This window comes from Streptomyces sp. JLSY215 (assembly GCF_059682825.1).
Genome location: NZ_CM185022.1, coordinates 491,796 through 514,570, shown reverse-complemented (window position 1 = coordinate 514,570; position 22,775 = coordinate 491,796). Strand labels below are relative to the sequence as shown.

The window sequence follows — 22,775 nt, the reverse complement described above, 5'->3', positions numbered from 1 at the left end:
GCACAGGTGAGCATGTGGACTTCACTGGAACCGGCCGCGATATCCGTCGACCCGGGTTCCGTCGCGAGGGTAAGGCTGCGGGTACGCAACACGGGCGACACCGTTGAGGAGTACCGGCTGCAACCGGTCGGCGCCGCGGCGGGCTGGACACGGGTGGAGCCGGACGTGCTGCGGCTCTATCCCGGTGCCGAGGGCACGGCGGAGGTCGAGTTCGCGCCCCCGCGTACGCCGGACGCCGTGGCCGGTCCCACGCCCTTCGGCATTCGCGTCGAGCCGGCGGAGCACCCCGAGATCCGCGATGTCGTCGAGGGACAGATCACGGTGGGGCCGTTCGCCGAGCTCCGCTGTGAGCTGGTGCCGTTGGCCGTACGCGGCCGATGGCGGGCCAAAGCGGCGGTCGCCGTCGACAACCTCGGCAACCAGCCGCTGACGGTCTCCTTCTCCGGCCGGGAGAACGGCGACGCCCTCACCGTCGAGCCCGATCCGACATCGGTCCAGGCCGCTCCGGGCCGCGCGGCCTTCGGGAATCTCAACATCCGTCCCGGCGCGGTGAGTTGGATCGGCGGAACCACCAAGCACCCCTTCACGGTCTCCGTGCTGCGGGCCGGAGCGCCGGAGCCGACCGAGCTGCGCGGCACCTATATCCAGCCTTCCGTGCTGCCGCGCTGGGCGATGGCGGTGCTCTCACTGCTCTTCGCGGCGCTGCTGGCCTTCGTGGTGCTGTGGCTCAAAGCGGATCCCAAGCTGACGTCGAGCGCGCAGGAGAAGCCCGGCGTCGCCCGCAAACTCCCGGAGCAGCAGAAGCCGCCCACGCCGCCGCCACCGCCGGCGCAGCAGTCCGAGAAGCCCGAGGAGCCGCAGAAGGAGACTCCGCAGCCCCCCAAGGACGAGGGCCCGAAGGAGCAGACCATCCGGTCCAACGCCAACGGCGGCTGGTACCTCCAGGCCAACCAGGGCAGTCAGGCGGACGGCACGCAGATCGGCCAGAGCCTCCAGTGGACGGACGACCAGTTCGGCCGCAATCAGTGGTGGATCATCCACCACTACCCGGAGGACAACACGGTCGCCCTGGAGCCGGCCAGCGCACCGGGCAGCGTCGCCCAGCTGAAGGAGAACACCAACGAGGTCGAGCTCTGGAAGGCCGACCCCGAACAGCTCAAGTCGGGCCAGCTGCCGCCCCAGATGAAGTGGCGCCTGGTGGACGCGGGCAATGGCCGCACCCGCATCGTCAACATGCGCAACCAGGAATGCCTGACCGACGCCCAGAACGACAAGGGCTCGCTGTCCTGGAAGTGCTCCGACGGGCCCGATGACGTGCAGGACTGGAAGATCGCCGAAGGACCGTGAGAGCGGCCGGGGCCGGCCGAAGAACATCGGCCGGCCCCGGTCACACCAGGAGATTCAGTCCCACAACGGCGACGCGTCCGGCACCAGCCGCCCCATCTTGCGGTACTCGCGCCGCGCCCCGGCCCGCACATCCGCCGCCGTCACCGGCCCGCCGCGCCCGGCCGCCAGATAGCCCGCGGTCACCGCGGCCGACCGGATCGCCCCGCCGGACAGCTCGAACTCGTCGGCGCAGACATCGAGGCCCAGGTCGTCCGCGCAGGGCGTGGCCGCAAGGCAGGAACGCCACAAGGCGATCCGCTGCCCGGCGTCCGGGAACGGGAAATCGACCACCAGGTCCAGCCGACGGGTGAACGCCTCGTCGATGTTGGCGCGCAGATTGGTGGTCAGGACGGCGATCCCGTCGAACGCCTCCAGCCGCTGCAGCAGATACGCGCTCTCCAGATTCGCGTACCGGTCGTGCGAGCTCTTGACCTCCGAGCGTTTGCCGAAGACGGCGTCGGCCTCGTCGAAGAGCAGCACGGCGTCCGTGCGGTCGGCCTCGGCGAAGATCCGCTCCAGGTTCTTCTCCGTCTCCCCGATGTACTTGTCCACCACCGCGGACAGCTCCACCACATAGAGATCCAGGCCCAGTTCGCCGGCCACGACCTCGGCGGACAGCGTCTTACCGGTACCGGACTCCCCGGCGAACAGCGCCACCACGCCCCGGCCGCGCCCGCCGCCGGTGCGCAGCCGCCACTCGCCCAGCACCTTCTCCCGATGCCGGGCCCGCTGCACCAGTTCGTGCAGCAGCGCCAGCGGTTCGGGCGGCAGGACGAGCCCGTCGAAGCCGACGGCGGGCCGTACCCGCCGGGCGTGCCGGTCCAGCAGCGGTGCGGACTGCTGGCGCGCGCTGTGCTGGACATGGGCGGCGGTCACCGGCGTCCCGTCGAAGGCGGCGAGGGCGGTCGCCGCGCGGGCCGCCCGCCGGATCTGGGCGGCGCCCAGCCGGTACGGAGCCACGGCTGCCGCGAGGTCCAGGCCCTCGTCCACGGAGCCCAGTTCGGTGCTCCAGACCTCGCCCGCCGCCGCTCCGTCGTCCGGCGCGTCCAGCGCGAACAGCCCCGAATCCGGGGCCCAGCCCGGGTCGTACGGCTCGCTGCCGAAGAGGACCACCGGCACGTCCCCGCCCGCCAGCGCCCGCACGAGCGCATGCGGCCGCTCCGGCAGCGGCCCCACGACGACCGCGGCCCGCCGCAGCCGCGCCTCCCGCAGCAGCGCACCCGCCGGGCCCGCACCGTCACCGCGGTGACCATCCGGCCGGTACCGCAGCACGGGCAGACCGGCTCGCCGCAGCCCGTCCGTCACCGGATCGGCGGCGGTACCGGGCCGGCGCTCCCGCAGATGTACGGCGAGCCGCCGCCCGCCCGCGAGCGCGGCGAGCCGCTCGGCGAACGCCTGGGCCTCGCTGCCCGTACGACCGGCGGAGGTCCGCTGCCCCACGGGCAACAACTCCACCTCCCCGCCGCTGAGTTCCGGATCGAGACCGTCGTTCCCCAGCAGATGGGCCACCACCCGCTCCGGCACCCGCAGCGCCCGCCCCGGCAGCGGCCGGTCCTCGTCCTCGATGACGAGCAGCCCACCGGTCAGCAGCGGCGCATCGGGGTGGAAGCGGGCGCGGGCCGCGGGCTCGTGCGGGCCGGTGCCCGCGAGGTCCAGCGCCAGGCAGACCGTGGCGCGGCGACGCCCGACATCGTCGTTGAGGTACCCGTACAGCGGCTCGAAGCTCCGGTCCACATCGGGCGCGAGCGCGGCAAGGAGGACCTGCAGATCCAAGGCCGACAACCCGAACCGCGCGGCCAGCGCGGCCGTTCGGTCCGATGAGCCCCATGCACCCGAGACCTGCTCCTCCAGGTCCTCCAGCTCGTCCGCGTACGTGCTCGTGCCCGCCACCGGCGGCCGCGCGGCCAGCCGGCTTGCCGTCTCCGGGGTCACATACAGCCCGCGCAGCGGGTCCGACGCCGTCGGATCGTCGGCGCTGCGCCGCTCGACCAGCCCGGCCACCCGCTCCCGCAGCCCCGTCAGCCGGCCGATCAGCGCGCCGCCGGCGCTCTCGATCACCGTCGTGCCACTCACCGTTCCTCCTCGCTGCCCCGCGCGGACGGCGGGGCACCGGGAGCGGACCGGAGCATCCGGGGCCGGGAGTCGCCGGGCACGCCGTCGAGTCCGTGGACCACCGCGACCGCGCCCTCCGTGACCGGCGGCGCCACCTCGTACGCGGGCGAGACCGGGAAGGGCACGGTGATCACCACGTCCAGGGACGGCTTGAGCTCGCCGCCGAGCGCGGACCAGATATCGGCGAGCGAGCGGGATTCGGGGGGCGGCACCGCCACCGTGAGCGGAATGCTCACCTCCAGCGCGCGGAGCGCGTTCGGCAGCGCGGCCGTCGGCAGGATCTCGTGCGAGAGCAGGCACCCCAGCGCGGCGGACAGCAGCCGGTGCTCGTCCTCCGGGCGGGTGGTCCACGCCGTGACCAGGTACGACAGCCGGAACCAGCGCGGCGGCTGACGTCTGCGCACGACCACACCATTGGCGTCGCGCTCCGAGATCGCCCCGCGCTCGCGGCGGGCGACCTCCTCGCGTATGTCGTACAGATACGCATTGAGCGTCGGTTGGTTGCGCCGCGCCGCCCAGTCGCGGGTCGGCGCCTCGAACGCGATGTCCCCGGAGCCGTCCGGCAGCACTCCGCCGCGCAACACGGACCGCATCGCCGCATCGACCTCGTGCATCATGCGCGTTCCCCCGCCCGGTGACCCGCCGCCCGAACTTCCGCCGTCCACTCCGTCACCGCGTTGCCCTCTGTTCTCGCATCCGTACCTGTTGTTGCCTCGGCACCCGTCTCCGTGCCCGCTTCCGCCCTCATCAGATGTATCCCTCTCGCAGCGCGTACGCGACCGCATGCGCGCGGTTGTGCAACTGCAGCCGCGTCATCAGGGCGTGCAGAATGTTCTTGACGGTGCGTTCGGAATAGGCGAGCTTCTCGGATATCTGCCGGGTGTCCAGCCCCTCGGCGATCAGCCGCAGCACATCGACCTCGCGCGGCGCCATGCCGAGCGTCGGTACGAACCCCACGGAGGCCGATGTCTCCACCGATCGCCGCAGCTGCCCCACCTGTGTGAGCAGCCTGCTGATCAGGTCCGGCGGCAGGTCTCCCTCACCACGCGCCGCGCTCTGCACCGCCCGCAACAGCCGCTGCGGGGTGGTCTGATGCCGCCAGAGGATGGCCCGTACGCCGTACTCCACCACCGCCATCAGCTCCGGCTCGCGCAGATCCCGGGCAATCAGCACCACCCGCTGCTCGCCACCCCGTACGAGCCTTCTCAGTTCGGTCGCTGCGATCTCGTCGAACTGGTCGATGGGCATGATCGCCACATTCCCGACCGCCTCCCCATCGCCTTCCTTCTCCCTCCCACGCTCCGCCTGCTCCGCCCTCCTGGCCGCCGCGACGCCCGGGTCCTGGACGATCTCGACGGCGGGCTGGTGCTGCAGATGACTGACGACCCCGGCCCGACTGAGCGGGTCGGAAGCGTGCACCGACACCGTGACACGTGTATCCGGCACTTATGTTCCTCGTCTCGCCCCCGTTTTACCGACGGCCGCAGAGTGCGCGAAGCCAATCAACAGACGCTTGCCGGATGATCAACGTCGGAAAGGAAGCCTTGGGCGAGCCCGCGGTCGGCCGGGAGCGCGACCTGTGGCGACCCGCCCCCGGCGGGATCAGGCGCAAGCCGTGCGCCTGATCCCACCCGAGCAGCCGCCCCTCGGCCGGAACGTTCAGTGCGCGGTGATGGCCCGGGAGGCCTCGACCAGGACCTTCCCGCCGTCCTGGCCGGTCATCACGAGCCGTGGCAGCCAGGGACCCTTGCGGTCGTAGGCATGGGTGACGGCCGCCTCGCCGGTCTCCAGCTGCGTACCGTCGCCGAAGTACCAGTGGTAGCGGTACCCGGCGGCGGGCCGCTTGCCGTCCACCGTCACCGACAGGGGCACCTCACTGCCGACGTGCGCGTCTCGCGGAACGTTCAGCCGCGCTCGCGGCCCCTGCCGGGGAAGGTGGAACCACGCGCGAACACTCGGGTTGAGGAGGAAATTGTCGGCGTACTGCCGGGCGCCCTCGATGTCGGGGTGACCGACGGCCGCACTCAGGCACTGCAGAGGAGTCGCGCTCAGCTCGGGGCAGGCGCGCGTGCGCAGCGGGAACGCCGGGTCGGTCACCGGAGTGTTCCAGACCTTGGAATCCCGGGTGAGAAGGGCATTGTCCACGGTGAACAGCCCGTCGGCCGCAACCGCGTACGGACCGTCGGCGGACGCCTCGTTGGCGGCGGCCGCCGCCTGGTGGTACGCGGCATTGGCCAGTTGTGTGTACTGCTCGTAGCGTTCGGCCACGCTGCCGAGGGCGCCCTTGCAGGAGGCCAGCCGCGCCCCGGCCACTCCCGGGGCCGAACAGGTCTTCACCGGGATCGGCGAGCTGCTGCGGCTCAGCGCGTAGTAGAAGTCGGCCACGATCACCTTCGGCCGGCCCGGCAGGGAATGAGCCTTCTCGATCGCCGCCTGCATGCCGCGTCCGCCGTATCCGACCTTCGCGCCGCTGAAGTACGGCACGTCCTTGGCCGGGTTCTCCGCTGCCGCGCCGATGCCGGAGCATTCGCGCTTCACCGCCTTGGGCAGGTTTTCCGAGCCGGGAGTGATGCCCACCCCGATACCGAAGAAGGGGTCGAGGTCGTTGATACACCCGTTGATCACGACCAGATCGAGACCGTAGCCGCCCGCCCGCGCCTGCGCGCCCGCCTTCTCCAACTGGCAGAACACATCCGGCATTTGCTGGGTGACCTCGCCGAATTCCATCTCCCCGTCGCCGTCCGGGTCCTGCTTCTCCGTCGTGTGCAGACAGGCCGCGTCATTGTTGCCCGCGGGCAGACCGGGCGCATCGAGCACCGCGCCGGAGATCGAGTAGTCCAGGTTCTGAAAGCCCCGGCCGGTCTCACGGCCGAGCAACTGGCCGGTCAGATAGGGAAATTTCTGGTCGTGGTCCAGGCCTTGCCCCCAGACGACGGAGTCGCCGACGGACGCCACCCGCACCGGGTCGCACCCGCGGCGGATCGTGTCCCGCCAGACCTTCCCGTAGCGGCCGGGTGCGTCACCGTCGGACGAGGCGGCGAGGCGGGCATCGACCTGTAGGGCCGTCTCGGCCACGGGCACCCGGTCGAAGGGGATGCGGAACTCCGCCGTGCCGACATGGGTGGCCATGTGGAGGCGGCCGCCGGCCAGCTGCTCCGCACCGGCGTGTATGCGCCACTCCACGGTGGCTCCGGCCTTCGCCGCGGCCGGGTCATAGACCTGCACCCGGCCGCGGACAGGTCCACTGCACACCGGATTCGGCGTCAGGTCCACGTCGAGGACGAGGGGGAACGCCGATCCCGGTAAGGCACTGGTCTGCGCCGCAGCGGGGAGCCCGCCGAGGAGCTGGCCCAGCAGCGCGGCGGCCGCGCCGACCGCCGCGAAACGCCGCGCCGCCGATGACCGACGGGCCGCCCCTGGTGCGCTCGGCCCGGAGCCCACGCCGGTGCCCGACCGCCTTCGTGCACGCCACCGCGACCACGCTGATCTCACGCCAACACCCCTGACTTCGCTGTCATTTCCGTCCGTGCGGAGTCGACTGCATTCCGCATCGATACGGATCATGGCAGTAAGGAGATCGGCGGAGACCGCGCATGGTGTCCCGTACTGAGTGAAGCTGATCACTTACCTGGAGTTACCTGCCACTTGCCCGGGGGGGGCGGGAGCTACCCGATATCGGGCGCGGACCGCACTTCGATCCGGTCTCCCGTCCGCTCCATCTCCAGCACGATGAGCTCGTTCCGCCCCTTCCGCCACAGATGGCTCGGCGCGTACAGGGTGACCTGCGGCCCCAGCGACCAGTACCGGCCGAGCGCGAACCCGTTGAGCCAGACCATGCCCTTGTCCCAGCCCGGAAAGGCGAGGAAGCCGTCCGCGGGGATGTCGGCATGGATCCGGGTCCGGTGGAACGCGGGGCCGGTCGGGGTGTCCGCGCTGCCGAATTTCAGGGCCGAGAGGTCGTCCAGGGGCAGTCGGCGGATCTCCCAGTCGCGGAGTTCTGCGTCATCGAGGAGCACCTGACCGCTGATTCCCTTGGGGTCATTGAGGCCCTGGCCGAAGTTGACCCGCCCGGTAGGGTCCACCAGCAGGTCGAGGGTGCCGGCCGCGCCCGCCACGGTGAAGTCGACGGTGTGGTCCGGCTGGTTGCGGTCGAAGGTGCCGATCCGCTTGCCGTCGCCGAACACCAGCGCACGGTCGCCCAGCCCCGTGATCCGCAGGCTCTTGGTTCCCTGCGGCCCGTGCACCCGAGTGCGGTAGTGGATCAGGCCGTGCGGCTGCCCGAGGGCCTCCATGTGGACGGGGGCGGTACGCCGTACCGGCGTGTCGCTCAGCGCGTCGAGGGTGTCCATCAGCGGCACCGACTCGCGGACGGCGACGCATTGCGGCGGCATGCGGCGTGGCGTGGTCGGCAGGGGTGTGTTCGGCAGCGTGGAGTATGCGGCGAGCACCTCGCGCACCGCGTGGAACTTCTCCGTGAGTTCGCCGGATTCGCTGATCGGGGCGTCGTAGTCGTAGCTGGTGACGGTGGGCTGATAGGCGCTGCCCCGCATATTGGCGCCCGCGGACCAGCCGAAGTTCGTTCCGCCCACCGCCATGTAGAAGTTGATCGACGCTCCCGCTTCGAGGATCTTCTTCACGTCGGCGGCCGTCCGTGCCGGGTCGGTGGTGTGGTGCCGCTCCCCCCAGTGGTCGAACCAGCCGTCCCAGAACTCCGTGCAGAACAGAGGCTTGTCCGGCTGGAATGCCCGCAACTCCGCGAAGGGGCCGGTGGGATCCCCGGCGAAGTTGACGGTCGACAGGAGGTCGGGAAGGCTTCCGTCCTCCAGCGCCTGCCGGGTGGCTCCGTTGGAACAGAACAGCAGGCTGTCGATGCCCTGCGCCCGCATGGTGTCCCGCAGATGTTCCAGGTGCGCGTGGTCGTTGCCGTAGCTGCCGTACTCGTTCTCGACCTGCATGGCGATGATGGGCCCGCCACGGGTGGCCTGCAGATCGACGAACCGGGGCAGCAGTTCGGCGAACCAGGTGTCCACCGCTCGCTGGTACGCGGGATCGGAACGGCGCAGCGGCGCGTCCTTGTCCTTGAGAAGCCAGGCAGGCAGGCCGCCGAAGTCCCATTCCGCGCAGATGTACGGCCCTGGTCGCACGATCACCTTCAGCCCGACCTCGTCCGCGGTCCGTACGAAGGCGGCGACGTCGCGCCAGCCGGTGAAGTCGGCTTTCCTCTTCGACTCGTACGGTTGGTGGAAATTCCAGGCGACGTAGGTCTCCACCGTGTTCAGGCCCATGGCCCGCATCCGCACCAACCGGTCGCGCCAGTCCTTGGGGTGTGTCCTGAAGTAGTGAAACGCACCCGAAAGGATCCGGAACGGCTCGCCGTCCAGCAGGAATTCCTTTCCGCGGATCGTCAGTCCCCCCGGGCTCTCGGCCTGCGCGAGGGTGGTACGGCCGCTGTTCAGGGCGACACCCACCGAAGCGGCCCCCGCCATGGTCGCGCTCAGGAATCTCCGCCGGCTGAACTGCGTCATGTCTGCTCTCCTCGACTCGACCGGTCGTCGCCCAAGACTCGAACGTGTTCAGTAGTGCGCGTTTCTGTGCGTTGAGAGTGCTGAGAGTGTTGTATAGAACAGAAACGAGCACAAGGGTTCGTCGCTGCGCGCGGTGAACCGGACGGGGGCGTGCTGCGCACGAACTGCCGGACGGGTCGGCCGCGTTCGGGCCTCCGGAGAGCGCCTGCTCCCTGCTCGGCCTCTGCCGTAGTGGCTCGGATCGCCGCCGTCGGCCGGCTTCCGGGCCACCCACGGCCGCCGAGGCGGATGCCGACGGCCGGGTTCGCCGTGACCTCGACACTTCTTGCCGTGTCGGCCGGAATGGGGCGGGGTGGCGGCCACGCTCCGCGGATCGTCCGAATTCGCCGGTGTTGCACGTAGGCTGCCCGCGCCGACTATTCGTTACGAATGGAGCAACTGTGGCCTCTCTCCTCAATCCGTACATCAGCTTCGCCGGCGAAGCGAAGCAAGCCATGGAGTTCTACAAGGAAGCCCTCGGCGGCACCCTGGCCTTCCACACCTACGGCAGCTCCGGTGCCGAGGTGCCACCCGGATACGCCGAAAAGATCATGCACGGCATGCTCGAGACCGCGGCCGGATTCACCCTGATGGGCGCCGACACTCCGCCCGGGATGCCGCACAAGCCCGGGACCAACTTCGCCGTGAGCCTGAGCGGCGACGACTCGGCCGAACTGCGTGGCTACTGGGAAAAGCTGTCCGACGGCGGCAGTGTGTCGGTCCCGCTGGAGAGGCAGATGTGGGGCGATGTGTTCGGCATGTGCACGGACAAGTTCGGCATCACCTGGATGGTCAACATCAGCGAACAGTAGACCTGACATCCGGACGTCGGAGCGTCGGCGGCCCACGGGGTTGCCGACGCGTTGACCGGCGGTGAGGCGAAACCCCGCGGGTCAATACCTCTAGGCGTCGCGAACGGGCTGGTACGTGAGGAAGGCGAGGCCGTCACCGATGGTGCGGGTGCTGATCAGGCGCATCGGTTTCCTATCGCTGATCTCGCCGAAGAGGCGCTCGCCGGCCCCGAGCACGACGGGAAACACGACGAGCCGCAGTTCGTCGACGAGGTCGTGCTCCATCAGCACCCGCACGAGCCGGATGCTGCCGTAGACGACGATGTCGCCGTCCAGCTCCTGCTTCAGCCGCGAGACCTCCTCCACCACGTCGCCCCTGAGCACCCTGCCCTTGAAGGCCGTCGAGTTACTCCACATGGGCTCTTGGAGGGTGGCGGACACCACGTACTTGGGCATGCTGTTCAATCTGTCCGCCCACTCACCACTGCGGGAGAGCCACCGCGTGGCGAACCACTCGTCGCTCCGCCGGCCCAGCAGCAGGGCTTTGGCGCCCAGGGCCTCGTAGAGTTCGAGCTTGGCCCATGCCTCGCGGTCCTTGTCGGCCATCTGGAGGAACCAGCCGCCGCGGCTGAACCCCTCCTCGCCGGTCGGGTCCTGGACGACACCGTCGAGCGAGAGGTTCTCGCTGATGATGATCTTTCCCATCGCGGTCTCCTCGGCCGGCGTTGTCAGCCACCACGGGGCCCTCGGCCGGTTTGGGCCACCCACTCCGGTGCCGGCTCGGCTTCGCCGTAGGCGTCGTGCCAGTTCCACCATGCGTACGGCGGGGCTTGGGGATAGCCCTCGGGTGAGTCCTCCCATGTCTCCTGCCGGCCGAGCGCCGTCATGTCGAGGTAGTTCCAGAGGCTCCCCATGGCCTCGTCGCCGCGGGCGTTGATGAAGTACGTACGGAACACACGGTCGCCCTCGCGGAAGAACGCGTTCGTGCCGTGCCACTCGTCCACACCGAAGTCGGCGTCGAAATCGTCGGTGATCGTGTACCAGGGCATCGCCCAGCCCATCCGTGCCTTCACGCGTGCGATGTCCGGCTGCGGCGCACGCGAGGCGAAGACGAGAGTGGTGTCGCGGGCGTTCAGATGGGCAAGGTGACCGACCTGGTCGGCCAGCATGGAGCACCCGCGGCAGGCATGGTCGGGCCAGCCGAACACGCCCGGCTCGAAGAAGGCGCGATAGATGATCAACTGACGACGCCCCTCGAACAGGTCGGGCAGACTCGCCCTCCCCTCGGGTCCGTCGAACGTGTACGTCGTCTCCACCGCCTGCCACGGCATCCGCCGGCGCTTGGCGGCCAGCGCGTCACGGGCGCGGGTGAGCTGCTTCTCCTCCGTGAGCAGCTGCCGGCGCGCCGCCTCCCACTCCTGCGGTGAAACGATCGGGGGTGTCTTCATGGTGACGTCCACCTTCCAGTTCGGTCCGAGCGCATGCGCTGGGCCGGAGGGGTGTGGTGGCGCGCCGCACAGCTCCGGCAGGACCTCGCCCCCGTCCCGCGCGTCGACCGTCACCTCTCCTGTCTGCTCCTGCTGTCACGTTTCCTGTCTACTCCTGCCACCACACCGAGGCACCTCCTGGCGCGTCCCTGCGGAAACGGCGCATCAGGGGGAGGGAGGACCGCGCGCGGATCCGGACCGGCCGCGGTGAGCGGACAGGTCAGGACGGGGGACCGCCGGTCCGGTCTCCGCGTGGCCCGTCAGGTGCGGCTGACGGCAGCGATGCGCTCTCCGGGCGGTGGCATCGCCCCCGTGCCCGTCACCGACAGGCCGGTCGAACGCGCCGAGGCATCGAGCGGGTCCGCCGGATCAGCCTTTGAGGCCGTAGAAGTGGATGGGCGAGTTCGGCCTGAACCCGATGCGCGGGTACACGGGGGCTCCGGCGAGGGTCGCGTGCAACGTAGCGCGGGTCAGCCCAGTGGCCCGTGCGCCCTCGTGCAGCACCTTGCGCGTGACCGCTTCGCCGTAGCCTCTGCGCTGCCAATCCGGGTCCGTGGCGACGAGCACGACGAAGAGACGACCCTCCGCCGGGACTGCGCCCGCGCACGTCACGGGTACGTCGCCCCGCATGCCCAGGTAGGCGTACACCTCGCTCTTCCAGAGCGTGGAGCCGACGAGCCCGTCACGGCCGTCCGCCAACGGGAATCCGTAGCCGCGCGAGTTGAGGTCCGCATAGGCGCGCACATGCTCATCGGAGGTGACGCGCACAAACGTCAGGTCGGGGTGGACCGGCTCGGGGACAGGGAGCAGGTCGCCGGCCATGCCCATGCCGGGGAAGGCGTGTTGCAGGCCGGCTCGTTCGGTGGCTGCCCCCAACGCGGAACGGGCCTCGTCGCCGAGAAGGCCGTCGAAGAGCCACAGGAATCCCGGGTGCTCCTTGCTGCGCATGATGTCCGCTGCCTGGCGCAGACGTTGCTCGACGCGATCTGCTTCCGCGTCCACTTCGGTCAGGGTGAGGCAATTCCAAAAGGCGAAGCGGCAGTCGGCCCAGCGAACCGCGATACCCGGAAGGTCGCGTACATCCGCCCCCGGATCGCGGTCGAGCACCATGTCGCGCCAGACCGTGGCGAGTTGCTCCATCGATTCGATGGATTCGCCGCGATCGGCCGCCTTGGCCCCATGCATCATTGATCCTCGCGCATCGTTGATCCTGTAGTGCCCATCAGCTGGACACGATTCCGGCGTACCCGGATCGGTGGGCACCTTATTCGCGATCCTCGCCGCCGGAAGCGAATGGCCACGATCACGGCCTTGCGGGGAATCCGGCGACTCGGGCATGAGCGGTGTCCCGCCAGGCCGGGCCGCCGCGCGCTGATCCGCCCGGGTGACTTCGCAGGAGGCACCGTTTCCCGTTGACATGTCGCGGATACCCCGACCAGTGCGGACGGGCACTCCGGACCGCAGAGGGTACGCGCGCTGGAAGGGGACACGGCCATTACCGCCGACGAGGACATCACAGAGAACGCTGCCGCCGCCATCCTGTACGGGATCGCGGACCCCGAAGAGCGGCTTGCCCTCCACCACGAGTCGTTGACGGCACCGGTACTGAACCTGTCGGTCGCCGAGAACGTTCTCCTCTACGACTCGCTGAAGGAGAAGGTCTTCAAGAACCCGGAAATCGGGCCGGACGACATCCGCTACAAGACCTCCTACGGGACGGATGAGCTGCGGAAGCACATTGCGCGACTGCTGAAGAAGACCATGGCTCCGGTCATCGAAGCCGATGACATCTACGCCACCGCGGGGGTCTCCGGGGCGCTGGAGTGTCTGGCCTTTGCCCTCGAAGCGGGCAAGGTGCTCAAGCCGGGTGACCGTGTGCTGCTGCCCGCGCCCTCCTGGCAGGGTTTCAAGTGGTGCTTCGAGCAACGGCCCGGTCTTCGGTGCGCGTTCGCCCCACTGCCGGTGACCGGCGACAAGGCGTTCCAGCTGACGCTGGAGGTTCTCAAGAAGGCGTATGAGAAGACGCAGCCCCGTCCAAAACTGCTGCTGCTGACCAACCCCAACAATCCGCTGGGGGTCAATTACAGCAAGGAATTGCTGGAGAGTATTTACGCCTGGGCGCTCACGGAGACCGAGATGCACATCATCTCGGACGAGATGTACGCGCACAGCCAGATCGCCAAGGCCAAGCCCGGATTCCACAGTGCGTTCTCCCTCGACGCCTACAAGCAGCACCAGGACCGGGTCCATGTCGTCTGGGGTCTGGCCAAGGACTTCGGTCTCTCGGGCTTCCGGGCGGGCTTCGCCATCTCCCGCTCCGCAGTGGTCCGCACGGCGATGCGGGGCGGCAAGGGGGTGAAGGAGATGTCGTGGTTCAGCCCGCTGGATTCGCTCAAGAACGTGGTCGTGGGAAAGCTGTTCCGGACGGGCGCGGACAAGGATCCGTGGTATCCCGAGCAATTGATGCGCACGGTGTATCCGGAGCGGCTGACCGCGAGTTACGAGGCGGTGAAGAAGGCGCTGAGCAAGGCGGGCATCCCCTTCCTCAGCAACAATTCCGACAATGCGGCGCAGTTCTTCTTCCTCGACCTCCACACGTATCTCGACAAGGTTCCCGGGTCGGCGGGCGGCGCCACGTGGTTCCGGGTGTTTCCTGAGATCGACGACCGGGAGGAGAGGCTGCGTGCGTACCTGGAGAAGGAGGCGCAGGTCCAGCTGCTACCGGGCCAGACGCTGTTCTGCCCCGCCCCGGGATATTTCCGGCTGTGCTTCACCGCGTACGGCCAGGACAAGGTCGTACCGGCGGTGGAACGGATCGGCGCAGCGCTGAACAAGCTCGGCTGAAAAGGGGCACGGCGCGGCTCGGTTCAGTGCCGGGCCGCCATCCGGCCGCCGGTGTGGTGTTCGGAACGGCGGCGGGGTGAGGTGTGCGGGGTATCTGTTCCTGATGCGGCTCGGCGGTGGACGGGGGCACACCGCCGTACCGGTATGCGTGTCGCCCGCCGCGGCGGCCGTCGCCGTCGGGCTGTTGCTGCTCCAGCCGGTCATGGCGTTCGGACCCCGGCGTCGCCATCGGTGAGCGCCCGACGCTCAGTCAGGTCGGCGGATGCGTCATGGTGATCGCGGCCGTCGGGTACAACAGCCGGACGACGGGGGGCGGACGGCCCGGCGGGCCGTACGGGCGGCGCCGTGACCGGAGGTTCCTTCGCTGGGAGTCGCTCGGAGAACCAGCCGCTGACGAACGCCGTGCCCGTCGGCGCGCGGCGGTGTCCCGCCGTCAGCTGCCCGGCGACAGGCGCCGCGCGAGATTGCCCGCCAGATGGCGGGCGGTGAAGGCTCCCTCTCCGCCGCTGGCGCCGAGCAGCTCCAGCAGTTCGATCGCCGCGCGTGCTTCTGCGTGGGTCAGAAGCGGAAGCCGCCTCTCGTCCACCTCGAGTACATCGTCCACCAACGTCATCAGCCGCTCATCCATCGCGCTCATGTCCGCCCAACGCGCGGCGGCATGACACCGTCACGGGACAAGGCGGGATTTTAGGTGATTTTTCTTGGAGCGATACGGGGCAGCGGCCGGATTGCCGTCGGCCGGGCACCGGATTTCCGTACGCCCCGAGGCGGCAGGAGGCCGCGCCCGGCGCCGGACAGCTTTCACCGGCGCCGTCGCGAAGGCGTGTCAGTGATGGTGGCCCTGCCGGCCGAGGGTCTCCACGGGGGTCGCGCCGGGGCGGGTCCACTGCGGGACGGGGCGGCTGGTCGGGCCCCAGGTGGCGTTGCCGTCCGCGTCCGAGCGCCAGGACCAGCACGGGCTGTGGCCCTCGGGCCAGCCTTCGGGGTTGTCCTCCCACGCCTCGCCGCGGCCGTAGGGCGTCATGTCGAGCAGGCCGAGGGACCCGTTGACCCGCTCGTTGCCACGACCCGTCGTGGAGTAGGTGAGGAACACGCGGTCGCCGTCGCGCAGAAAGCTGGTGAGGTACCCCATGTCGCCGCCGACCGGACCGTCCACATCGCGCACCGAGTACCAGGGCTGGGTGTAGCCCATGAAGTCGACGTAGGAGGCCACCTCGTCCCAACGGCCCGTGGTCAGGACGGCGAACGAGACGCCGCGGGCGTTGAGATAGACCGCGTCCTTCAGGTGCCAGGCCGTGGTGGTGCAGCCCTCGCACTGCCCCTGGTGCGGCGCGCCGTCGTACCACATGTGCTTGTAGACCACGAGTTCGTCGCGGCCCTGGAACAGGTCCAGGAAAGGGACCGGGCCGTCGGGTCCGACGACCTCCACCGTCCCGTCGCACTCCACCATCGGCAGCCGGCGGCGGGCCGCGGCGAGGGCGTCGCCCTCGCGGGTGTGGGCCTTCTCGCGGACCAGAAGCTCGTCCCGGGCGGTCTGCCAGGTGGCCAGGTCAACGACGGGCGGGCGGCCGGGCAGCGCGGTGGTCGGGTCACTCGGCGTGTCGGTCATGGTGTCCTCCGGGGTGTCTCGTGCCGGACAGGGTCGTACGAGGTCCAACGACGGTCACCAGGACAGACTCACGGCGCGGCCACAACTCATCGGTCACCGGCCGAGGGCCTCGCACGTCACCCGGCGTTCACGGCCGGGCCCGTTCACTGCCGAACTCCACCGCCGACACCCGCTCTCGCGAACCGCGGTCCAGCAGGACCACCGACGTCACCTCTCGAACCGGGTCACGGGTCGAAGCCGCCTCCCCGAGCCCGGACAACGTGCGGAGCAGCCGGTCGAGCCCCCTGCGATGTCGGGCGAAAGCACTTCGCGGAGCCCATCGGCCACGGGCCGCCTGGCCCGCCAACGCCTCGGACACCCCTACGTCCAGGAGGACCAGGTGCAGTTCACGTCCTTGCGGCCCGGCATTCCCGGCAAGCCAGCGGCGCATCCACGGCCTGCCGCCGCAGTCGTGCACCAACAACGGCTCACCGCCGCGCACCGCGGCACGCAGCCAACGGAAGTATGTCCACCGCGCCCAGGGCCGGTACACGGCATAGGGCAGCCACGTCGGCATCAGCGCCTCACAGGCGACATGGACCACGCGCGGATCGATCACCGACGCGGCGTTCGACCAGCGCCGCAGCAGCGTGCTCTTACCGCTGCCCGGCAAGCCGGAGACCACCACCACCGCACCGGTGGGATACGACAACACGGCCGGAACGTTGTCCGAGTCCCGCAGATCCACCAGCCCGCGCGGCCGCAGCGCCGACCCCTCGCGCTTGCCGACGGGCGTCTCCGCCACACGCGGCCCGACCGAATTGCCCACTGCCCGCCCTCTGACCTGACGTACCGCCCCCACGGCCGCAGCCGTTGACCGGTCCCCGTAACGCCTGCCCGATCTCGGTGGACGCACTTTCGTTCAGGCTGCAGCTAACACTTCTACAATACTGTAGAGGCCACGTGTTCACGGTTGTCCGGTGAACGGGGCGAGTCCGCGGGGCCTGCCCGGCGCGACAGCAACTGCCCCGCGCCGTCGCGCTCATGGGTGGGGCGCGGTCCGCCCGCTGCCGTCAGGCCTCCAGGATCAGTTGCAGCAGCTCGCGCAGGGTCTCGCGCTGATCCGGCGTGAGCGGGGCCAGGGGTTCGGCGGCGAAGGGCATGCGGGCGCGGAGGTCGGCGGCGACGGTGCGGCCGGCGGTGGTGGCGGCGACGCGCTTGACGCGGCGGTCGCTCGGGTCGAGGCTGCGCTCGACCAGGCCGCGGGACTCCAGCCGGTCGATGATCACGGTCACGTTGGACGGCTCCGCGTGCAACCGCTCGGCGATGCGGCGCGTCGGTACCGGGCCTTCGGCGGCGAGCAGCGCCTTGGCCTGGAGCGGGGTCAGGTCGTGGGTCGCCGCGGCGGCCTCGGACTCCTGGGCGTAGCGGCGGTTGATGGCCGCGAAGAGGCCGACGATCTCTCTGGTGGGCTCATCCGGTGGGTTGGGCATGACGCCCAGCGTACCGAGCTGTTTGACATATGAAATATCTCGGCACATAGTTATGTCTCATATTAATTATGGCCCATAAGTAAACTGGCTAACTCGCACACTGGAGACACTGAGGATGAGCACCAAGACCGCCCTGATCACCGGCACCTCCTCCGGCATCGGCCTGGCCACCGCCGTCGCCGCCGCGCGAAGCGGCTGGCACGTGATCGCCACCATGCGCGACACCGCCAAGGCGGGCGCGCTGCTGGCGGCGGCGGAGGAAGCCGGGGTCGCCGTCGACGTCCGGGCCCTGGATGTGACCGACCCGGCCTCGGTCGAGGCCTGCCTGACCGGTCTCGACCGGCTGGACGCGCTGGTCAACAACGCCGGCGCAGGCCACGTCGGCACCTTGGAACAGGAGAGCGTCGAGGACGTGCGAGCCGTCATGGAGGTCAACTTCTTCGGCGTGCTGCACGTGACGAAGGCCGCCCTGCCCCTGCTGCGGGCGAGCAAGGGCCGGGTGCTGACCGTGACCAGCGTCGGCGGAGTGGTCGGCCAGCCCTTCAACGAGGCGTACTGCGCCGCCAAGTTCGCGGTCGAGGGCTTCATGGAATCCCTCGCGCCGGTCGCGGCCACGGCCGGCGTGCACGTCAGCGTGGTGGAGCCGGGCGCGGTGGCCAGCGAGTTCGTCAGCAACGTGGGTCTCGCGGACAACGCACCGGAGCAGGCCGGGCCGTACGCGCCGGCCCTGTCCGCGTACCTGGACCGCACCCGCGGCGCCTTCGCCAACGCGCAGACGCCGCAGGACGTGGCGGCGCAGATGGTCGATCTGCTCGCGGCCGAGCGGCCTGCGTTCCGGGTGCTCACCTCCGACGCCGCGCGCGCCTTGGTCGGGGCGAAGCTCAAGGACCTCGACGGCTCGGCCGTGCAGTCGCTGACCAGCGCATGGGTCGCCTAGGGCCTGTCCGATGGGTCGGGGTCGGAAGGCCCTGGAGGCGGCCGCCCGGCACATGGCCTCTCCCCGCCCCCCAGGCGGCTGTGAGCCAGATCACGGTTGAGGTTGACCTTGGGGCAGGGTGAAGGCTCCTCGCATCGGCCCGACTCCGACCCGGGCCGCACGGATGCGAAGGAGCAACATGTCCATCACCCTTTCCGACCAGGGGCAGGATCGCCCGGAGCTGCAGAAGGCGATCGAGGAGATCGTCGCGTCCGGTTTCCTCGGGGTGCAGCTGCGGGTGAACGACGAGCAAGGCGAGTGGGTCGGCGGCGCCGGGGCACGCGAGCTGGGACAGGACGCCGAGCCGCTGGCCAACGGGCACTTCCGCACCGGCAGCAGCACCAAGAGCTTCGTCGCGACCTCGGTGCTCATGCTGGTGGCCGAGGGCAAGGTCGGCCTGGACGCCCCGGCCGACGACTACCTGCCCGAGTTCGGGCTGGACCGGCGGATCACGGTGCGGATGCTCCTGCAGCACACGAGCGGGATCTTCAGCCACACCGGCGAGCTCTACGAGGACGGGACGATCGTGCCGGGGGTCCCCTGGCGGGGCAAGGAGTGGGTGGACAGCCGATTCCACACCTACCTGCCCGAAGAGCTGGTGCGGCTGTCGTTGTCCAAGCCGGCGCGGTTTGCCCCGGGGGCGGGCTGGAGCTACTCCAACACCAACTATGTCCTGGCCCGGCTGGTGATCGAGAAGGTCACGGGCCGTACGTTCGCCGAGGAGCTGCAGCGGCTGATCCTGGGACCGCTGGGGATGACCGGCACCGTGGCGCCGGGCACCTCGCCGGAGGTCCCCGAGCCGCACCACCACGGCTACTACCGCTATGAGGACGCCGGGCAGGAGAAGACGGTCGATGTCACCCGTCACAACCCCTCATGGGTTTCGGCCGGTGGCGACATGATCTCGACCACGCAGGATCTGCACACCTACTTCTCCGCACTGATGGGCGGCGCGCTCCTGCCGGCCGAGCTGCTGGCCGAGATGCGCACGCCGGAGGCGAAGATCGGCTACGGCCTGGGGGTGTTCGCGCAGGACCTGGGCCCAGGAGGCGGCACGGTCTTCCACCACAACGGCGCCACCATCGGCTCGGCGGCGCTGATGTACAGCACATCCGACGGCAGTAAGACCCTGACCGCGGGGCTGAACTATGTGGACGACGCCGACATGACCATGGCGACGGCATTCCAGAGCGCCCAACAAAGGCTCGTCAATGAGGTGTTCTGCGACGGGCAGGCCGATCCGGCTCGGCCGACGGACTGAATGCCCGTGCCCCGTACGCTTCGAGGGGCGCCCCCTTCCCGTCATGCATCAGGGGGAACGCGAACCGGGGCCACGCCGAGCCGGGCAAGCTCGGCGTGGCCCGTCCACATGCTCGGCCGCGGTGTGCGCAGTCGCCGAGCCCGAGCCCGAGCACAAGGCAGGCTGAGCGGATGATGAGCGGAGTCACGATCGGGCAGGCGGCCGGATTCGTCGGCGTCACGGTGAAGACGGTGCGGCACTACCACAAGCTCGGCCTGGTCGAGGAGCCGGAACGCGACAGCTCCGGCTACCGGCGGTACGGATCGGCCGACCTGTTGCGGCTGGTGCAGGTCCGGACACTGGCCACCGCCGGCGTACCGCTGGCCGAGATCGGGCACCTGCTCGACGCCGATGCCAAGCAGTTCGCCGCCGCCCTCGCTGCCGTCGAGCGTCAACTCGCCGCCCAGATCGAGGAGTTGACCGCACGGCGTGACACGTTGCACCGGCTCGCCGACGGCGACCGGGCCCTGCTGCCCGACCGCGCCTGCGCGATCCTGGACCGGATGCCCGGCCTCGGCTTCGGCCCCGCCTACGTGGCCGCGCAACGCGAGGCCCTGGTGCTGGCCCGAGCGCTGGTGCCGGAGGGCTTCGACGGCTTCCTGACCCAGCTCGAACACTGGCTCGACGACCCCGAGTGCATCGACCTGGCCAAGCGCGGCTGGGAGGCCGAGACCTGGGAACCGGACGACCCGAGGATCGAGGAACTCGCGACCGCCATGGCCGACCACTACCTCGCCAACCCCACACTGCTCGGGAATCCCACCAGCCTGCGGGCCTGGGCCAACGCTTCCACCCAGTACAGGCTGATCAACAACCATCGCGGGGACCAGGCACCGAACTCGGCCCGGCTGACCGCGCTCACCGAGGCCAAACTCCGTTCCGCGGGCGTAACCGTCCCACGCCAGTGACGCGCGCCTCGCGACACATCGGCCCCGCGTCCGACGACGATCGTCGAGCGCCGACCACCGCAGCCTGGCCGCTCGGCGGGCGAATAAGCGATTGCCTTTTGGCGATGGCGGTGGATGCAATGTCGGCATGATCACCCAGGTGCGCCCGCAACGGCGAGACGACATGAACGCGTACTTCCTGACCTTGCCGTTCCGCGATCCGGGCGAACGGCCGGCGCACCGTCATGCGGGAGGTGCCGGCGCATGAATACGCCATCATCGCCACCTGAGGCGGAGCGGAGTGACGAGTCACCCGTCCGGATCGGTGCTCTCGTTCCGCTGACTCGGCCCGGCTGGGTCGAGGCAGGCCAACACCTGCTCGCCGGGCTCGAGTTGGGCGTACACGAAGTCAACGAGGCCGGCGGGATCGTCGGCAGACCGCTCGAGCTGGTGGTCCGGGACACCGCGGCCGATCCCCAGAGGGCCGCGGCGGCCGTGGAGGAATTGGCCGGTCTGGGCGTGGCCGCCTTGGCGGGGGAGTATCACAGCGTCGTCGCTCGCGCCGCTGCCGCCAGGGCCGACGCCCTCGGCCTGCCGTTCCTCTGCTCGTCGGCGGTGCTCGACGCGCTCACCGAACAGCCGACGGAATGGGTCGCGCGCCTCGCCCCGGCGCAGTCCCACGGCTGGCGGATCTACGCGGACTTCCTCCTCGCCGCGGGCCACAGCCGCATCGCCGTAGCGGCCCAGCCGAGCGTCTACTGGGCATCGGGGGCCCGCATTCTGCGGGACCACCTCGCTCCCCGCGGCGGCACCGTCATCGAACTCGACATGCGCGCGCTCACCCCCACGGACGTGTGCGACGAACTCGTCGCCCAGGGCGCGACCGCCCTCCTTCTTCTGGTCGGCCTCCCGGAGCCGGCCGTGTCGATCGTCCGGTCCGTCCGCAGCGATCCGCGCCTCGCCGAGATCCTCATCGGCGCTCCGGCCGGGCAACCGGAGTTCGCCGAATGGGCGGCGTCGCTGGGCGACGACGGCGCCGCGGTCCCGTTCTTGCGCTACCTGCCCGAGCGCCTCGGCCCGCTCGGCGCACGAGTCGAGTCGGCCCTCCGCGAGCGGCTGGGCCGAGCGCCCTCCTTCGTCGCCTTCGAGGGCTACGACACGGTCGCCGTCCTCGCCGATGTGCTGCGTTCCCACGGCGCGGACCGGGCGCGCACCGCCGAATCCTGGCCGCGCGTCGCTGTCGAAGGCACCCGCGGGAAGATCCGGTTCTCCCGCACACCAGGCATCGGCGTGTGGCAATGGGCGTGGACGCCGGTCCAGGTCGTCGATCGAGATCCGGCGGAACCCGATCGCTTCCGGATCCTTCACACCGGCTGAGAGAGCACGGAACACCGGCCGAGAGAGCACGAAGGTCCCAGTGTCCGGATCCGTCCGAACCTGAGGCTGTGTATGCCGACAGGGCGCCCCGCAGCCGTGCGTTCGCACGAGCGCGGGGCGCCCTGTCGATCCAGTGGGAGAGTCGGTTCCCCGCGTTTTTCAGAGCTGCGCGGCCTCGAAGCTGCGCAGCACATCGGCGGCAACGCTCACGGCAATGGTCGCGGGCTCCTTGCCGGTGATGTCGGCCAGCCCGATCGGGGTCTTGATCCGGTCGATGGTGGCCTCGTCGTGACCGCCCTCGGTGGCGAGGCGTTTGCGGAACCGCACCCACTTGGCCGCCGACCCGATCAGCCCGATGAAGCCGAGATGGGTGGTGCGCAAGGCGGCGTCGCACAGAGCGGCGTCCTCGGCGTGATCGTGGGTCATGATCAGGACGTGGGTGCCGCGCGGCAACTCCGCCAGCACCTCTTCCGGCAGCAGCGGCGTGTGATGCACATGCACCTGCGCCACCGCGTCTGCCAGCACGCCCAGCCGCTCCTTGGTGAGGATGTCGGAGCGGGAGTCGATCAGATGGAGGTCGAGGTCCTGACGTGCCAGGATGCGCGCCAGTTCCAGCCCGATGTGCCCGACGCCGAAGATCGCCACCGCCCGTAGCACCGGCAGCGGTTCGAGCAGCACCGAAACCGTGCCGCCGCAGCACTGCACGCCATGCCGGTTGGTCACCTTGTCGTTCAGGGCGAAGTCGATCAGCTCCGGCTCCGGCTTGGACGCGGCGATCATCTCCCGGGCCCGGTCGATCGCGACGGCCTCGACATTGCCGCCGCCGATCGAGCCCCATGTCGCGGTCCGCCCCACCACGAGTTTCGCACCGGCGTCGCGCGGGGCGTGGCCGCGCACGGTCGCGACGGTCACCAGCACGCCGGGCTCCCGGCGTGCTCGCAACCGTGCCACCGCGGTGAGCCACGTCATG

19 protein-coding genes and 1 pseudogene are annotated in these 22,775 nt (G+C 70.0%); 7 read left to right on the top strand and 13 right to left on the bottom strand.

Annotation, left to right across the window (positions count from 1 at the left end):
* Positions 1–12 precede the first annotated feature (12 nt).
* The gene (locus tag AC5677_RS02400; RefSeq protein WP_497193314.1) at positions 13–1,347 is read left to right on the top strand and encodes an RICIN domain-containing protein; all 1,335 of its coding nucleotides are present in this window, start codon (positions 13–15) and stop codon (positions 1,345–1,347) included.
* 54 nt (positions 1,348–1,401) lie between these two features.
* On the opposite strand, the gene AC5677_RS02395 is transcribed toward AC5677_RS02400, so the two are convergent.
* The 5 genes from AC5677_RS02395 to AC5677_RS02375 form a co-directional block, all read right to left on the bottom strand.
* The gene (locus tag AC5677_RS02395; protein ID WP_497193313.1) at positions 1,402–3,459 is read right to left on the bottom strand and encodes an ATP-binding protein; all 2,058 of its coding nucleotides are present in this window, start codon (positions 3,457–3,459) and stop codon (positions 1,402–1,404) included.
* Positions 3,456–4,115: a Pvc16 family protein gene (locus AC5677_RS02390; RefSeq protein ID WP_497193312.1), complete on the bottom strand. Its 660-nt coding sequence runs from the start codon at positions 4,113–4,115 to the stop codon at positions 3,456–3,458. Before AC5677_RS02390 ends, AC5677_RS02395 begins: the two co-directional genes overlap by 4 nt.
* 130 nt (positions 4,116–4,245) lie before the next feature.
* Positions 4,246–4,944, bottom strand: a complete 699-nt coding sequence (locus tag AC5677_RS02385; RefSeq protein ID WP_497193311.1) for a helix-turn-helix transcriptional regulator — start codon at positions 4,942–4,944, stop codon at positions 4,246–4,248.
* A 213-nt stretch (positions 4,945–5,157) separates the two neighbouring features.
* The gene (locus AC5677_RS02380; RefSeq protein WP_497193310.1) at positions 5,158–6,939 is read right to left on the bottom strand and encodes a PKD domain-containing protein; all 1,782 of its coding nucleotides are present in this window, start codon (positions 6,937–6,939) and stop codon (positions 5,158–5,160) included.
* A gap of 224 nt (positions 6,940–7,163) precedes the next feature.
* Positions 7,164–9,023 carry a glycoside hydrolase family 35 protein gene (locus AC5677_RS02375; protein WP_497193309.1) on the bottom strand — a complete coding sequence of 620 codons (1,860 nt, stop codon included), beginning with the start codon at positions 9,021–9,023 and terminating at the stop codon, positions 7,164–7,166.
* Positions 9,024–9,463: 440 nt separating this feature from the next.
* Between AC5677_RS02375 and AC5677_RS02370 the strand changes: the two genes are divergently transcribed.
* Entirely contained in the window at positions 9,464–9,874 is a 411-nt protein-coding gene (locus AC5677_RS02370; protein WP_497193308.1) for a VOC family protein, read from the top strand.
* A 90-nt stretch (positions 9,875–9,964) separates the two neighbouring features.
* Here the strand turns inward: AC5677_RS02370 and AC5677_RS02365 are convergent, their stop codons facing one another.
* The 3 genes from AC5677_RS02365 to AC5677_RS02355 form a co-directional block, all read right to left on the bottom strand.
* Positions 9,965–10,558, bottom strand: coding sequence for a dihydrofolate reductase family protein (locus AC5677_RS02365; protein ID WP_497193307.1), 594 nt, complete (start codon positions 10,556–10,558; stop codon positions 9,965–9,967).
* 23 nt (positions 10,559–10,581) lie between these two features.
* Positions 10,582–11,301 (bottom strand): DUF899 domain-containing protein, encoded by a 720-nt coding sequence (locus AC5677_RS02360; protein WP_497196487.1) that lies wholly within the window; start codon positions 11,299–11,301, stop codon positions 10,582–10,584.
* Between the two features lie 408 nt (positions 11,302–11,709).
* Positions 11,710–12,528 carry a GNAT family N-acetyltransferase gene (locus AC5677_RS02355; protein ID WP_497193306.1) on the bottom strand — a complete coding sequence of 273 codons (819 nt, stop codon included), beginning with the start codon at positions 12,526–12,528 and terminating at the stop codon, positions 11,710–11,712.
* Positions 12,529–12,930: 402 nt separating this feature from the next.
* Between AC5677_RS02355 and AC5677_RS02350 the strand changes: the two genes are divergently transcribed.
* Positions 12,931–14,184: a pyridoxal phosphate-dependent aminotransferase gene (locus AC5677_RS02350; protein WP_497193305.1), complete on the top strand. Its 1,254-nt coding sequence runs from the start codon at positions 12,931–12,933 to the stop codon at positions 14,182–14,184.
* A 433-nt stretch (positions 14,185–14,617) separates the two neighbouring features.
* On the opposite strand, the gene AC5677_RS02345 is transcribed toward AC5677_RS02350, so the two are convergent.
* From AC5677_RS02345 to AC5677_RS02330, 4 genes are all read right to left on the bottom strand, one after another.
* On the bottom strand, positions 14,618–14,821 hold the full coding sequence (locus tag AC5677_RS02345) for a hypothetical protein (protein ID WP_497193304.1): 204 nt from the start codon (positions 14,819–14,821) through the stop codon (positions 14,618–14,620).
* Between the two features lie 189 nt (positions 14,822–15,010).
* On the bottom strand, positions 15,011–15,793 hold the full coding sequence (locus tag AC5677_RS02340; protein WP_497193303.1) for a DUF899 domain-containing protein: 783 nt from the start codon (positions 15,791–15,793) through the stop codon (positions 15,011–15,013).
* A gap of 127 nt (positions 15,794–15,920) precedes the next feature.
* Complete coding sequence (locus tag AC5677_RS02335) at positions 15,921–16,577, bottom strand: AAA family ATPase (protein WP_497193302.1); 657 nt, start codon at positions 16,575–16,577, stop codon at positions 15,921–15,923.
* A 268-nt stretch (positions 16,578–16,845) separates the two neighbouring features.
* Entirely contained in the window at positions 16,846–17,265 is a 420-nt protein-coding gene (locus AC5677_RS02330; protein WP_497193301.1) for a MarR family winged helix-turn-helix transcriptional regulator, read from the bottom strand.
* Between the two features lie 115 nt (positions 17,266–17,380).
* Between AC5677_RS02330 and AC5677_RS02325 the strand changes: the two genes are divergently transcribed.
* From AC5677_RS02325 to AC5677_RS02310, 4 genes and pseudogenes are all read left to right on the top strand, one after another.
* A complete protein-coding gene (locus AC5677_RS02325; protein ID WP_497193300.1) occupies positions 17,381–18,202 on the top strand; it encodes an SDR family oxidoreductase in 822 nt (273 codons plus the stop codon).
* A 178-nt stretch (positions 18,203–18,380) separates the two neighbouring features.
* Positions 18,381–19,502 carry a serine hydrolase domain-containing protein gene (locus AC5677_RS02320; RefSeq protein WP_497193299.1) on the top strand — a complete coding sequence of 374 codons (1,122 nt, stop codon included), beginning with the start codon at positions 18,381–18,383 and terminating at the stop codon, positions 19,500–19,502.
* Positions 19,503–19,672: 170 nt separating this feature from the next.
* On the top strand, positions 19,673–20,449 hold the full coding sequence (locus AC5677_RS02315) for a MerR family transcriptional regulator (protein WP_497193298.1): 777 nt from the start codon (positions 19,673–19,675) through the stop codon (positions 20,447–20,449).
* A 127-nt stretch (positions 20,450–20,576) separates the two neighbouring features.
* Positions 20,577–21,805, top strand: a pseudogene (locus AC5677_RS02310) (ABC transporter substrate-binding protein).
* A 159-nt stretch (positions 21,806–21,964) separates the two neighbouring features.
* On the opposite strand, the gene xdhC reads toward AC5677_RS02310, so the two are convergent.
* The gene (gene xdhC, locus AC5677_RS02305; RefSeq protein WP_497196486.1) at positions 21,965–22,774 is read right to left on the bottom strand and encodes a xanthine dehydrogenase accessory protein XdhC; all 810 of its coding nucleotides are present in this window, start codon (positions 22,772–22,774) and stop codon (positions 21,965–21,967) included.
* Position 22,775: the final 1 nt, after the last annotated feature.